The sequence below is a fragment of the Streptomyces sp. NBC_00503 genome, assembly GCF_036346895.1.
GTDB lineage: Bacteria > Actinomycetota > Actinomycetes > Streptomycetales > Streptomycetaceae > Streptomyces.
On the sequence record NZ_CP107855.1, the window covers coordinates 662,087 to 675,214 of the forward strand.

The window sequence follows — 13,128 nt, forward strand, 5'->3', positions numbered from 1 at the left end:
TCCGGTTCTCCCCAATGATCCCGCATCGTCCGCCGCCCGGGCGCCACCCTCCCCCGACCCAGTCCGGCGCGGGCGCGCCCCACGAGGTGGCGCGCGCCCGCGTCGGACCGGTGGAGGGGCGTCAGCGCCGTACGGTCACCACGGGGGTCCCGGCCGTGACGGTCTGCCCGGTGTGCGGCTCCACCGAGGCGAGGTCCGCCGTGTTCGTGACGGTCATGAGGGTGACGGTCGGGTGCTCCGCCGCGCGCACGGCGTCGAGGTCGACCTCGACGAGGAGGTCGCCTACGGAGACCTGCCGGCCGGCCTCGGCGCGGACGTCGAAGCCCTCCCCCTTCATCTGGACCGTGTCGATGCCGATGTGGATGAGCACCTCGATGCCGTCGGCGGTACGGATGCCGAAGGCGTGGCCGGTGGCGGCGACGATGATCAGCTCCCCGTCGACCGGGGCGACCACGCGGCCGTCGGCCGGCTCGATGCCCACGCCCTCGCCGAGAGCCCGGGAGGCGAAGACGGGGTCCCCGACCTCGTCGAGGCTTACCACGCGGCCCGCGACCGGCGCGGCGAGCTCGATGCCCTTCCCGGCGGCGGATGCGGAGGAAGAGGCGGAAGCACCGGCCGCGGAGGCGGAAGCACCGGCCGCGGAGGCGGGAGCGCCGGCCGCGGAGGCGGAAGCACCGCTCACGGAGCCGGACCCCGCGACGGACCCTGCGGCGGACGCCGCTGCGCCGACGGCGACGAGCTCGCGCTCATCGGCCGCCGCGGACTCCCCGCGGGAGGCCGCCTCGGCGGCGTCGCGCTCGGCGTTGGCCTGGGCGCGGTCCTCCGGGGTGCGGAAGTCGGAGAAGTACACGAGCGCCATCGAGACGAAGAAGGACGCCGTGATCGCGATGGAGTAGGTGGCCATCGGGGAGAAGACCGGGATGGTCAGCAGGGAGGTGAAGGCGAAGGCCTTGGTGTCCACGCCGCCCATGACGCCCACGATCACGCCGCCGACGAGGCAGCCCACGAGCATGCGCGGGTAGATCCGCTTGAAGCGCAGGTGGATGCCGTACAGCGAGGGCTCGGAGATGCCGCCGAGCAGGCCCGCGGCCAGGGCGCCGGTGGCGGTCTGGCGCATCTCCTTCTCGCGGTGGCGGAGCGAGAGCAGCAGCACACCGGCGGTCGCGCCGAAGCAGGCGAAGTTCCAGGCGCCCATGGGGCCCTGGATGAAGTCGTAGCCCAGGGTGTTGATGTTGACCAGCATGAGCGCGTTGAGCGGCCAGTGCAGGCCCAGCGGCACCAGGAACGGGTAGATCAACGGGATCATGATCGCGAAGACGATCGGGGCGTTGCCGTTCAGCCACGACAGGCCCTCACCGAGGCCGTTGCCGGCCCAGACGCCCAGCGGGCCGATGAGGAAGGCGGTGATCGGGATCATGATCAGCATGCTGAAGAACGGCACGAAGACCAGGTGCACGGCCTCCGGGAAGATCCGCTGCAGGCCCTTGTAGACCAGGGCGAGCAGGGCGACCATCAGCAGCGGCACGAACACCTGGCCGCCGTAGTCGTTCAGCTGCATCGGCAGCCCGAAGACGTGCGCCACGCACTCCTGGGTGCCCAGCGTCCCGTTGGTGGTGCAGGTGATGCCGGGGATCCCGGACTTCGGGTTGAGCATGCCCGTGAAGTTCGGGGTCATCACCGCGGCCATCACCGCGGCACCCACCCAGGGGTCGATCTTCAGCTTCTTGGCGGCGTTGTAGGCGACCATGATCGGCAGGAAGTACAGCACCGAGCGCCACATGGCGTCGACGAACACCCAGGTGGCGGACTTGTCGGCGGCGCGGAAGTCGACGACGCCCAGGGCGTCGAGGACGGAGGCGATCGCGATGATGAGCGAGGAGCCCAGCAGGACGCCCATGAGCGGGCGGAACGAGTCGGACAGGTACTCGAAGAAGTTGTCGACCCAGGCGTAGCGGCCGCGGCTCTTGGCCCGCATGGCGGCCTTGACGTCGGCGTCGGACTCCGGGCGGGCCGTGCCGCCGCCGCTCATCGACGGCAGGTTCATGATCTCGGAGTAGACGCGTGCGACGGCTCCGCCGATCACGATCTGGAGGCGGTCACCGGACTGCGGCACGGTGGCCATGACTCCGTCGAGGGCATCGAGCGCGGCCGCGTCGACCTTCGCCCCGTCGTGGAGCTGGAAGCGCAGCCTCGTCGCGCAGTGCGTGAGGCTCTCGATGTTCGCGGCTCCACCGACGCCGCGGAGGATCTGCTCCGCCTGCGTGCCGGGCCCGGCTACGGGTGTGTTCATGATGCGTCCTTGCATCCTGGGGCTCTTGCCATCCTGCTTCGGTCCACGATCTCTCCCGCCCGGATCAGGGCAACAAAAAAGGCCCGGGTCGCGCACACGGCGCTACCCAGGCCTTGCCTCCCCTCGATCGGCACACCGCCTTGGCGTCGCGTGGCGACGAAGGTGGCGTCCTCGGGGAGTAACAATCCTGCGATCGAGATCGATCAGACAAAACCTTAACACCGGCAGACGCCTTCGAGGGACGGCGCCGACGCGGCGCGCAGGGGCGGGCCCGACGACCGGCACCGCCGCGTCAGGTGGTGCCGGCCCCCCGGATCGCCGTGCCCGCGTGGTGGAGGCTGGCCATGGCCTGCCGGTACGAGGCCACCAGGCCGACTTCCAGATAGCTGATCCCCAGCTCCTCGCAGTGGCGGCGGACGATGCCCTGCGCCTTGCGAAGGTGCGGGCTGGGCATGCTGGGGAAGAGATGGTGCTCGATCTGATAGTTCAATCCGCCGAGGACGAGGTCGGTGAGCCTGCCGCCCCGGACATCGCGCGAGGTCAGCACCTGGCGGCGCAGGTAGTCGGGCCTGTCCGTGCTCCGCAGGGTCGGCATGCCCTTGTGGTTGGGGGCGAAGACGGAGCCGAGGTAGATGCCGAAGAGGCCCTGGTGGACCACGAGGAAGGCGATGGCCTTGGTCGGTGGCAGCACCAGGAAGAGGGCACCGAGGTACGCGAAGACGTGCGCGAAGAGCAGGGTTCCTTCCCAGACCCGGTTCCCCAGCGACTTGTCCGCCAGTGACCGGATCGAGGACAGGTGGAGGTGGAACCCTTCCAGCGTGAGCAGGGGGAAGAACAGGAACGCCTGGTAGCGACCGAGGAGCCGGGGCAGACCTCGCGCGGCGCGTGCTTGGTCCCGTGTCCAGACGAGGAACGTCGGAGCGATGTCGGGGTCGAGGTCCTCGTTGTTGGGATTGGCGTGATGACGGGAGTGCTTGTCCTGCCACCAGCCGTATCCCAGGCAGATCCCGAGGTTTCCCGCGAGGCGTCCGGACACCTCGGTGGCCCTGCGCAGCCGGAAGACCTGCCGGTGCGCGATGTCGTGCGCCAAAAGGCCGACCTGCCCGAACACGAAGGCGAGGAAGGCGGCGACGAGCAGCGTCCACCAACTGTCCCCGATCACAACGAACGCCACCCAGCCGCACACGTACAGCGCCGTCACGAGGGTGACGCGCAGTGCGTAATGTGCCGGCCGGCGGTCCATCAGCCCGGCGGCCTGGATCTTATCGGTGAGGCGGGCGAAGTCGCTCCTCGTGTCCACCCCTGCGGCCGTGGGGCCCGTCGACTCTGGTGAAGGCATGATCGGAGGTCACCTTCCGTGAGGGATGGTCGCCGGATCGTGGCGGTCCCGATGGGGAGACCCTTCACTCACATGCTCCACCCGGATCCGGTGTTCGGCCGACCGACGGCCTCCTTCCGGCCGCTCTCGCATCACGGACCGTGACGACCGCTCCGCCGATGTGACGGCCCGCGGCACCTCCGGCCGCCCGGGCGACGAGCGGACGACCTTCTTCGCTGGTGGCGCGCGGTGTGCCGCCGGGCGGAGCGGTCCGACGACGGGAAGAATGGCGTCCGTGAAGGGCACGGGAGGCACCGCCGCAGGCACCTCTCCTGGCGCCGCGGGCAACGGCGGCGGGCGGGCGCCCCGCCGGCGGGGCGCCCCGGACAGGGCCGTCACCTTCACGGCCATGGTCGTCGCCGTCGCGATGATCTTCGTGGACCAGACGATCGTGAGCATTGCCGCTCCGAGCATCATCGAGGAGCTCGGCCTCTCCGCTTCCGGGATGCAGCGGGTGGTCAACGCCTACCTGCTGGCGCTGGCCGCGTTCTTCGCACTCGGCGGACGCCTCGCCGACATCTTCGGGCCGCGCCGGATGCTGGTGGCCGGCACGCTCGTCTTCGTCGTCTCGTCCGCACTGTGCGGTTCGGTGCCGACCGGGGAATTCGCCGAGGGCTGGCTCATCGTGTTCCGGGCCACCCAGGGGCTGGGCGCCGCGCTGGTCTTCCCCGCCGCGCTCGCCGTCGTCATCGGCGCCTTTCCCGTCGACGAACGCGGCCGGTCACTGGCCCTGTTCTACGTCCTCGCCGGATCACTGACCGCCCTCGGCCCGGTGCTCGGCGGGTGGCTGACCGCCTGGACCTGGCGGGCGATCTTCTGGGTCAACGTGCCCATCGCCGTTCTCTCGCTCGTCCTCACCGCCGTCGCCCACGTCCCGGACGTCCGGCGGCCCGAACGCCTCGACCTGCCGGGCGCCGTGCTCGTCGCCGTGGGCCTCGGGCTGAGCGTGCTCGGTCTCCAGCAGGCGTCCGCCTGGGGCTGGGCGTCCCCGGCGACCTGGGCGTGCACCCTCGCCGGCCTGCTCGTCCTCGTACTGTTCTGCCGACACGAACTGCGCACGGACGAACCGCTGATCAAGCTGCGGGTCTTCCGGGACCGGGCGTTCACAGCCGATGTGCTGGTGCTGTTCTTCGCGATGCTCGCCTTCGTCCCGGTCATGTTCTTCGCGTCGGTGTACGCGCAGATCTGCCTGAGCGCCTCGCCCGACGAGGCCGGGTTCTACCTGCTGTACTTCTTCGCGGGCTTCGGGCTCTCGGCGCAGTTGGGCGGCCGGATCCTCGACAAACGGGGGGCCCGGCCCGCGATGATGCTCGGCAGCGCGGTCGGCTGCGTCGGCTTCGCCCTGTGGGCGGGGAAGCTGACCGAGCTGGCGCCGCACGACCAGTGGCCCTACGCCGCGCTGGCCGGGGCGGGCATCGGCCTCCTGCTGTCCCCGGCCGCCACCGACGCCGCGAACCGGTCGATCGACGCCTCGTACGGCGAGGTCACCGGGATCACCCAGACCGTGCGCAACTTCGCGGCCGCCGTGGGCATGGCGGTCTTCGGGACGGTCCTCGTCCACGTCACCACCAGCCGGGTCACGATGACACTGACCACGAGGGGCATGCCGGAGGCGGAGGCCCGGAGCCTGGCCCGCGGGGTCGCGGAAGCCGTCACCGGCCACCCGGACGACCACCGGGCCAGCGGCGTGGGGCCGATCAGCGCGGTGCTGCGCACCGCGGATCGGGCCGTCCGCATGGACTACGCCGAGGCCAACCAAAGGGTCTTCTACGGCATGGCCATCGCCATGGCCGCGGCTCTCCTGTGCTCGTTCCTGCACCCGGGGACGCGGGTGACCCCGAAGGGCACGGAGGAGAGCGGGGAGCAGTCACCCGTCTGACGGGGACACGCCGGGAGTTCGCTCAGCCCCGCTGCTACGAGAGGCTCGCCAGGCCTGGAGAGCGATGGAGCCGCCGGAGCCGATGATCCACACCACGGTGGGCCAGGCGGAGGTCCGCTCGAACAGTCCTTGCACCCCGGGGTCGGGCCGAAGGCCCGTGAGGACGGTGAAGACGAGAGTGGTCACCCCGCACACGACGCCCAGGGTGCCCCAGAGCGGCCGGTGCGCCCGCCGGATCAGACCGCCGAGCAGCAGTGCGCCCACGCCGCCGCAGAAGAAGCACGTACCGGCGGACAGCAGGTGGAGGGCCGGGCGGAGGTTGTACGGGTTGAGGCCGCTGGACAGGAGTCCCAGACCGCTGACGGCCAGCGCACCGAAGGCCAGGTTCCGCGTCCGGCCCGGTGGCACGACCGCCATGTTGAGCAGCGCACCCGCGGCCAGGCACACCCCGCCGATGATCCAGGCGGCGTTGGCCTCCTCGTGCAGGGGCGAGCAGAAGCGGACCCCTCCGACGTGTCCGCACCGCGTGACCCCGAGCGCCGAGATGATCTCGTGCACCAGGTTCTGGTTCGTGGCACGCGGAAGGACGATCACGTTGTTGACGACGAACATCTGGACCAGGGACGCCCAGAGAATGCCCCCGGCCACGAGTCGCTTCGACGCCGTGATGGTGAGTTCGCGCATGTGAGGACCGATCGACGGAGAGTTCCCGTACCCGGCGGACTCGGGTCGCCCCGCCCGGCTCTTCGGGTCTGCGTGCAGCCGTCAGACCGTCCGGTGACCGCTCCTCCCAGTCTGTCCCCTCACCCCCCGCCGGAACGTCACCCCGGTCCGGCGAGTCTGCGCAGGGCTCCCGGGGGGGAGGAGGAATCGGTTACGACGGCGTTGAGGCTGCCGCCGAGCATCCTCAACGCCGAGGCAGAACCGTCACAGCGCTGTCTTCCTGCGGCACAGACCGGTCACAGCGCCCGCACAGCCACCAAAACGGCCACTCTGCCCGACCTCGTCGGCAAGGGCCTCCAGACGGCCCAGGACGAAGCGCAGCGGGCCGGCTTCTTCGTCCTCACGTCGCACGACGCCCTCGGCCGCGAGCGGCTCCAGGCTCTCGACCGGAACTGGAAGGTGTGCAGCCAGACCCCCGGGCCGGGCGCGGGCCTCGACACCAAGACCGCTGTGGACTTCGGCGCGGTCAAGCTCGAAGAAACCTGCCCCGCCACGGACGCACCGGCCCCGAAGCCCGCGGGCGACGTCATGCCGAACTTCGTCGGCCAGGGCATGAAGGCCGTCCGCTCCGCCCTCCCGGCCAATGCGAGCATCACCGTGAAGGACGCGGCGCAGAGCCGCATGGTCCTCCAGGAGTCGAACTGGAAGGTCTGCACGCAGGACCCGAAGGCCGGCACCGCGCTCACCGGCCAGCCCTTGACCTTCACCGTCGCCAAAACCGAAGAGTCCTGCCCTTAGCTCGCGTGCGCCGGGATTCCTCCTGAGCCGCCCTGCTCGTCCATGGCCGTCCTCCTCGTTCGGCGTGCGCCCTCAGAGCGGGGCTGCGCGTCCGGTTACTTCGATGGCCGGGAGGCGGGTGCAGCACCTCATTCAGGCCCTCTCGAGGACGGTTCGGCCCGCCCCGGTCCGGTGGACCGTGCGAGGCTGAGCCCATGAGGGTGAGTTCATGAGCACGGGATCCGACGCCCGCCTGGTGCTGCTGCGCCACGCCAAATCCGCCTGGCCCGACGTCGCGGACCATGAGCGGCCGCTCGGCCCGCGGGGGCTGCGGGACGCGCCCGCGGCGGGCCGCTGGCTGCGCGACGCCGGCTGCCTGCCCGCGCTGGTGATCTGTTCCACCGCCCGGCGGGCCCGCGAGACCTGGGCGCTGGCAGCCGGACAGCTCGGCGCCGAGGTCCCGGTGCGCTTTGACGAGCGGGTGTACGCCGCCGAGCCGGAAGACCTGCTGGAGGTGGTGTCCGAAGTGCCGGAGGAAGTAGGGACTTTGCTGCTCGTCGGGCACAACCCGGGCCTGGCGGATCTGGCCGTCATGCTCGCCCGCGAGCCCCTGGACCCCGCGGAAGCCGGAGCGGTCGAGCGCCTGTCGGAGAAATTCCCGACGTCCGCGATCGCGGTGCTCGCCTGCCCCGGCCCTTGGCCGGAGCTCACGCCGGGATCGGTCCGGCTCGCCGACTTCGCCGTCCCCCGGGGCGCCGCCCACTGACGAACTGCGGGCGGCGCACGGCCCGGCAGGCTACGGGTAGCTCACCAGGTTGGCCACGTTGGTCGACGCGTTGGAGGGGCCGCCCCGGTCGTTGATGACATGCCGGATGGTCCCCGTGCCGCCGAGCGAGACGGTCACCATGTTCTGGAAGCGCACGTTCGGGCTGTTGGGGGCCACGATGGCATGCTCGGCGGTCACGCTCGGATCGACGTTGAAGTAGCAGTAGCTGCCGAGCCCGTAGGCCTGGTGGCTGGTGACCGAGTTCGCGACCTTGTACGCCGAGTAGCCCTGGGTGGAGCCGTTCATCCAGCCGGCCTGGTTCGGCGGGTCGTACGGCATCTCGTTCTGGTAGAAGTACGTCCGCCCGCCGTTGCCGTTCCAGATGGTCTGATGCTTCTGGTAGTGCTCGACGAACAGGCCGTACATGGTGACGCCGTCGCCGTTGACGACGAGCCCCGTGTCCGCCGTGTTGCTGTTCCAGCCGATGCCGCTGCCGTGGTCGCCGCGCCAGATCCACATGTGATCGCCGATCACGTGGCCGCTGTTGACGACCAGGCTCGTCGTCGCCTTGCCGACAGCGGCACCACCGACCCGGAAGTAGACGTCGTGCAGAGAGGTGGGGTTCGCCGCGTGGTTCGCGGCGGCGCCGGCCGGGCCGATCTCCATCAGGGTCTGCGAGTTGGTGGTTCCGGCGTCGAAGAGGACACCCGCGACCTTCACGCCGTCGACATCGGCGACCGTCATGGCCGTGACACCGTTGTCAGGAAGGAAAGTGGCGAGGCCGAGACCGAGGACGACCGTCTCGGGGCGGGTCACCTTCAGGGTCTGGTCGAGGTGGTAGACACCGGGGGTGACCAGCAGGTTCTTGCCCTCGGCCAGGGCTGCGTTGATCTGTGCGGCCGTTGCTCCGGCCTTGACGACGTAGAACTGGTCCATGCCGAGCGAGCTGCCCGCCGCATTCCCGTTCGCCCAGCTGGTGGCCGTGGAGTCGGTTCGCAGGGACGGTACGAACACCTTGTACGCGCCCGCGCCGTCCACGTACAGGAAGGGCTTCTCGCGGACCGTCGGCGTCTGGTCCACCGTGGTGTACGGCGGACTGGGGAACGTGTTGCCCGGCACGCCCTGGCTGCCGACGAACACCATGTTCCAGTTGGAACCCGTCCAACTGCCCAGCTGGGAGTTGCGGGTCAGCCACTGCTGCTGGGTGCCGGACCGGACCTGTCCGTCGATCTTGCTGTCGGCCATGAACCCGCCGCTGGCCCAACCGCCGTCGCTCAGCTCGAGGTTGCCGCGGACGTGCATGCGCCGGTACCCGGACGCCTGCGAGACCGCCCACCGGTCGGTGCCGCCGGTCGGGTTCACCGAGAGGTTCTCGGCACCGCGCCAGAAGTTCTGGGTGGCGTTCTGCGGCGGGAACCAGTCCGCCTCCACGTGCACGGCGCCGTTGATCGTCACCGAGTCGGGCGACTGACCGAGGCCGAGGACCTGCGTGTAGAAACCGACGTTGACGTCGTTGCTGTACGTACCCGGCTTGAACATCACGGCGTAACGCTGGGAGCCGAACTGGTTGGTCTCCTGCTGCTGGAAGACGGAGTTCAGGCGGCTCTGGATGGCGGACGACGGCATCGACGGGTCGAAGACGACCACGTTCGGTCCGAGGTCGACGTCCCCGGGCGCGGTGTTCACGGGCGCCACCTGGAAGCGCTGGGCCGCCGTGCCGTTGCAGGTGTACTGCACCAGCTGGACGCTGTCGGCCGTCGAGGCGGCCGGGACGTCCAGGCATTTGCCGCTGTGGCGGCTGACGAAGTGGTACGCGCCGCCACCCTCGTCGACGGCCCGCCACTGCTGGTTGTCGCCGCCGCCGTACGCCCAGAGGTGCACGGCGGCGTTGTCGGCCGAGGAGACGTCGCTCACGTCGACGACCTGGGTGCTCGCGTTGCGGTTGCCGATCCGCACGAAGCCGTCGCTGGTCGGCGTGAAGCCCCACTGCTGCGCGTTGCTGTTGTTGCAGGAGTACTGCTGCACCGCAGTGCCGTTCGCGGTCGCGGCCGACCGCGCGTCCAGGCACTTGCCGCTGCCGGCATTGACGACGGTGGACCAGCTCGTGGGCAGGTCGGCGGCCGCCTTCGCGACAGCGTTCGGGGTGGCGGCCCGCGGGGTGGCGGCCTGGCTGGGATGAAGGGCGGTGAGGACCGACGCGGCCGAAGCAGCGACCACCAGGGCCGCGGTCCAGGGCCGTGCGACGCGGGCCCGGCTCGGGCCATGGCGAACCGCTCGGGGCCTGCGTGGGGAACTGAGCACGTTCTCTCCTGTGCCGGCTGTACGGCATGAGTGGGGGGTAGGCGGCGACGGGAGGGGTCAGCCGTTGTACTGGGCGAGGACGCGGGTGAACTCCCACGGCTGCTGGGAAACACCCGAGCAGGTGTCGGCTCCGCCGCCGGTGCAGGGCCGGTCACGATTGACCGACCAGAAGGTCAGCCGCGCGAGGTGACGCTGTTGGGCGTAGCCGAGAATGGTGCGGAAGTCGTCGACGGTCACCGTCTCGCCGTTGTCGGTGATGCCGTTCATCGAGGAGATCCCGGTGTGGCGGTAGGCGAGGTCGTCCGAGTACCCGTAGGCGTTCTTGACCGCGTTCTTGAGGCCCTCGGCCGCACGGATGGTGAGCCCTCCCATGTTCTGGCCGGCTCCGCCGAAGTCGAACGGCATGATCGTCCAGCTGTCGACCGTCAGCCCGGAAGCGGCGGCCTTGCTGATCAGACTGCCGTCGGGGCCGTCCTGTCCGGTGCCGAAGGTGACGTAGACCTTGATGCCGGGGTTGTTGACCTTGACGGTTTTCAGCGCGTCGACCGTGCGCTGCTGGACGGTCGGGCTGTCGTACGCCGCCGCCTCGATGTCGATGTCGATGGCCTTCAGCCCGTACGCGTTGATGACCTTCTGGTACGCCGCGGCGAGCTCGCCCGCGCTGCCGCAGGAGCTTTCCAGTTTGTTGCCGCTCCAGCCGCCGAAGGAAGGGATGACGTCGCCGCCGTTCGTCCGCACGGTGTTGACCGTCTGCTGGTCGACGCCTCCGGTCAGCGGCCGGCTGCCGTCCCACTGCGGATTGCAGGAGCCGTTGCTGAGGACGAACGCGAGCGTGAACCATTTGACGCCGGTCGCGTTCGTCACGGTGGTGGGGCTCGGCGGGCTCCCCCAGCCGTTGTAGAGGTACGGTGCCACGGCCATGGCCCCCGGTCCGGGTACCGGGGTACCGCCCCCGTCCGGCGCCGTCCACTTCTGGTTGGCGGCTCCGGTGCAGCTCCAGATCTGCAGCCGGGTGCCGTTGGCCGAGGTGTTTCCCGTCGCGTCCAGGCACTTGTTCGCCTGCGGATTGACGATGTCGCGCGCCGCGGTGACCGACCACTGCTGGGCGGCGCTGCCATTGCAGTCCCACAGCTGGATCCGGGTTCCGTCGGCGGTGCCGGCCGATGTCACGTCCATGCACTTGCCGAGTGCGCGTATCGTGCCGTCGCTGCCGACACTCCACTGCTGCGCGGCGGTCCCGTTGCAGTCGTAGAGCTGCACGGCGGTCCCGTTCGCGGTGTTGGCACCGGCCACGTCCACGCACTTGCCGCCGAGGCCGGTGACGGTGCCGGTGGCGGCCGCGGCGCCGCTCGCGGGGCTGCCGGTCAGACCGGCGACGAGGGCCGCGGTGGCGGCTGCGCCGAGTACGCCGCGCACCGCGGGCACGTGCAGGAGTCGTAGGGTCATCGGTTCACCGTCCATTTCTGGTTGGCGGCTCCGGTGCAGGTCCAGATCTGCAACCGGGTGCCGTTGGCAGAGGTGTTTCCCGTCGCGTCCAGGCACTTGTTGGCCTGCGGGTTGACGATGTCGCGCGCCGCGCTCACCGACCACTGCTGTGCACCCGAGCCGTTGCAGTCCCACAGCTGCGTCCGGGTGCCGTCGGCGGTGCCGGCCGATGTCACGTCCATGCACTTGCCCAGCGCCCGTACCGTGCCGTCGGAGCCCACGGACCAGCTCTGGGCCGCGGTCCCGTTGCAGTCGTAGAGCTGCACGGCCGTCCCGTTCGCGGTGTCGGCTCCCGCCACGTCCACGCACTTGCCGCCCAGGCCGGTGATGGTGCCGGCGCCGGCCGGCGGGGCGGGGTCGGTGGTGACCCGTACGTAGTCGACCAGGAGCTGCTGGGGGAAGGCCGTGCTGCCGTCGGGGTCGCCGGGCCAATAGCCGCCGACCGCGAGGTTGAGGATCAGGAAGAAGGGCTTGTCGAAGACCCACTGCCGGCCTCCGAGGTCGGCGGGGGTACGGCGCTGGTACACGGCGCCGTCGACGGACCAGGTGATGGCGTTCGGGCTCCAGTCGACGGAGAAGGTGTGGAAGGCGTCGGCGAACGCCTGGCCGCCGGGCAGGGTGTACCCGGCGCCGATGCCGCCGGAGCCGGAGTACCCGGGACCGTGGAGGGTGCCGTGGACGGTGGACGGTTCGAAGCCCACGTTCTCCATGACGTCGATCTCGCCGGAGCTGGGCCAGCCGACCTGGCCGATGTCGTTTCCGAGCATCCAGAACGCGGGCCACATGCCCTGCCCGCGCGGAATCTTCATCCTGGCCTCGACGCGTCCGTAGGTCGTGGTGAAGCGACCGGACGTGTTCAGCCGGGCGGAGGTGTACTCGCACCTTCCGTACCAGCACTGGTAGTTGCCGGGGTTCTCACGGCGAGCGGTGATGACCAGATGGCCCTGGCCGTCGAGGGCGGCGTTGCGGTTCCCCGCCGTGTAGTACTGCCGCTCGTGGTTGTTGACGTTGTCGCCGGTCTCGATCTGCCACTTCCCGCCGTCCACGGCGGAGCCCGCCGGTCCGTCGAACTCGTCGGAGAAGGTGACGGCGGCCGCCGCTGCGGCCGCCGTCGCGGGTGGCTGCGCCACCGCCGGCGCGGGCGAACCCTGTGCAAGTCCGGTGGACAGCGACGCGAGGGTGAGGACCGAGACGAGAGACAGCAGCAGGCGTCGGGATAAGTGTGGGGGGTGCATGACTCTCCCTTCCAGGGAGCATGGCGGATATATCGTCCTGTGGCATGCATATGACAAGCACGGGCATGGGAGCGCTCGCAAACCCGAATGGCTGCTGCGCCGACAGGGACGGGGGTGAGAAGTCGGGCCCGGGGGGCCCTTTCATCACAATGTGATTTAAGTAGTGAACGAAAACCCTGTCAAGGGCTTGGTATGGACCACATTCCTGAACGCAGCCGCATCGGGACCGAACCCGAATTCCCGCAGCGTGGTGCGGAAATCCTCGGATGCCCTCGCCGGCTCCGGGTAGACGAACCCGTAGCGCGCGCTCGACGGCGGGGAAGAGGTGAGGGCAATGGCGGTCAAGGCAGTGGG

The 13,128-nt window shown here is 70.1% G+C and carries 9 protein-coding genes; 3 read left to right on the forward strand and 6 right to left on the reverse strand.

All coding sequences use genetic code 11. The features are described 5' to 3' along the window. Nucleotides 1-121: 121 nt before the first annotated feature. Entirely contained in the window at nt 122-2,290 is a 2,169-nt protein-coding gene (locus tag OG490_RS03115) for a glucose PTS transporter subunit IIA (RefSeq protein WP_330294731.1), read from the reverse strand. Between the two features lie 292 nt (nt 2,291-2,582). Then, the gene (locus tag OG490_RS03120) at nt 2,583-3,629 is read right to left on the reverse strand and encodes a fatty acid desaturase family protein (protein ID WP_330294732.1); all 1,047 of its coding nucleotides are present in this window, start codon (nt 3,627-3,629) and stop codon (nt 2,583-2,585) included. A gap of 265 nt (nt 3,630-3,894) precedes the next feature. Between OG490_RS03120 and OG490_RS03125 the strand changes: the two genes are divergently transcribed. After that, complete coding sequence (locus OG490_RS03125; RefSeq protein ID WP_443065739.1) at nt 3,895-5,547, forward strand: MFS transporter; 1,653 nt, start codon at nt 3,895-3,897, stop codon at nt 5,545-5,547. Here OG490_RS03125 and OG490_RS03130 read toward each other — a convergent pair. Next, the gene (locus OG490_RS03130) at nt 5,536-6,231 is read right to left on the reverse strand and encodes a DUF998 domain-containing protein (protein WP_330294733.1); all 696 of its coding nucleotides are present in this window, start codon (nt 6,229-6,231) and stop codon (nt 5,536-5,538) included. The genes OG490_RS03125 and OG490_RS03130 overlap by 12 nt on opposite strands. Before the next feature lie 201 nt (nt 6,232-6,432). On the opposite strand from OG490_RS03130, the gene OG490_RS03135 reads away from it, so the two are divergent. Together OG490_RS03135 and OG490_RS03140 are read left to right on the forward strand one after the other, a co-directional pair. Further along, nucleotides 6,433-7,008, forward strand: a complete 576-nt coding sequence (locus OG490_RS03135) for a hypothetical protein (RefSeq protein WP_330294734.1) — start codon at nt 6,433-6,435, stop codon at nt 7,006-7,008. Nucleotides 7,009-7,216: 208 nt separating this feature from the next. After that, a complete protein-coding gene (locus tag OG490_RS03140) occupies nt 7,217-7,753 on the forward strand; it encodes a SixA phosphatase family protein (protein WP_330294735.1) in 537 nt (178 codons plus the stop codon). 30 nt (nt 7,754-7,783) lie between these two features. Here OG490_RS03140 and OG490_RS03145 read toward each other — a convergent pair whose 3' ends face one another. Genes OG490_RS03145 through OG490_RS03155 form a run of 3 tightly spaced genes read right to left on the reverse strand, consistent with a single transcriptional unit; the run spans nt 7,784 to nt 12,774 of the window. Further along, complete coding sequence (locus tag OG490_RS03145; RefSeq protein ID WP_330294736.1) at nt 7,784-10,054, reverse strand: RICIN domain-containing protein; 2,271 nt, start codon at nt 10,052-10,054, stop codon at nt 7,784-7,786. Nucleotides 10,055-10,111: 57 nt separating this feature from the next. Next, the gene (locus OG490_RS03150; RefSeq protein WP_330294737.1) at nt 10,112-11,500 is read right to left on the reverse strand and encodes a ricin-type beta-trefoil lectin domain protein; all 1,389 of its coding nucleotides are present in this window, start codon (nt 11,498-11,500) and stop codon (nt 10,112-10,114) included. Then, nucleotides 11,497-12,774 carry a ricin-type beta-trefoil lectin domain protein gene (locus OG490_RS03155; protein ID WP_330294738.1) on the reverse strand — a complete coding sequence of 426 codons (1,278 nt, stop codon included), beginning with the start codon at nt 12,772-12,774 and terminating at the stop codon, nt 11,497-11,499. The genes OG490_RS03150 and OG490_RS03155 overlap by 4 nt, the downstream gene beginning before the upstream one ends. Nucleotides 12,775-13,128 lie beyond the last annotated feature (354 nt).

Coding starts and splice junctions, on each gene's coding strand:
- OG490_RS03115 (WP_330294731.1), bottom strand. CDS start 2,290: ATGAACACACCCGTAGCCGGGCCCGGCACGCAGGCGGAGCAGATCCTC.
- OG490_RS03120 (WP_330294732.1), bottom strand. CDS start 3,629: ATGCCTTCACCAGAGTCGACGGGCCCCACGGCCGCAGGGGTGGACACG.
- OG490_RS03125 (WP_443065739.1), top strand. CDS start 3,895: ATGGCGTCCGTGAAGGGCACGGGAGGCACCGCCGCAGGCACCTCTCCT.
- OG490_RS03130 (WP_330294733.1), bottom strand. CDS start 6,231: ATGCGCGAACTCACCATCACGGCGTCGAAGCGACTCGTGGCCGGGGGC.
- OG490_RS03140 (WP_330294735.1), top strand. CDS start 7,217: ATGAGCACGGGATCCGACGCCCGCCTGGTGCTGCTGCGCCACGCCAAA.
- OG490_RS03150 (WP_330294737.1), bottom strand. CDS start 11,500: ATGACCCTACGACTCCTGCACGTGCCCGCGGTGCGCGGCGTACTCGGC.
- OG490_RS03155 (WP_330294738.1), bottom strand. CDS start 12,774: ATGCACCCCCCACACTTATCCCGACGCCTGCTGCTGTCTCTCGTCTCG.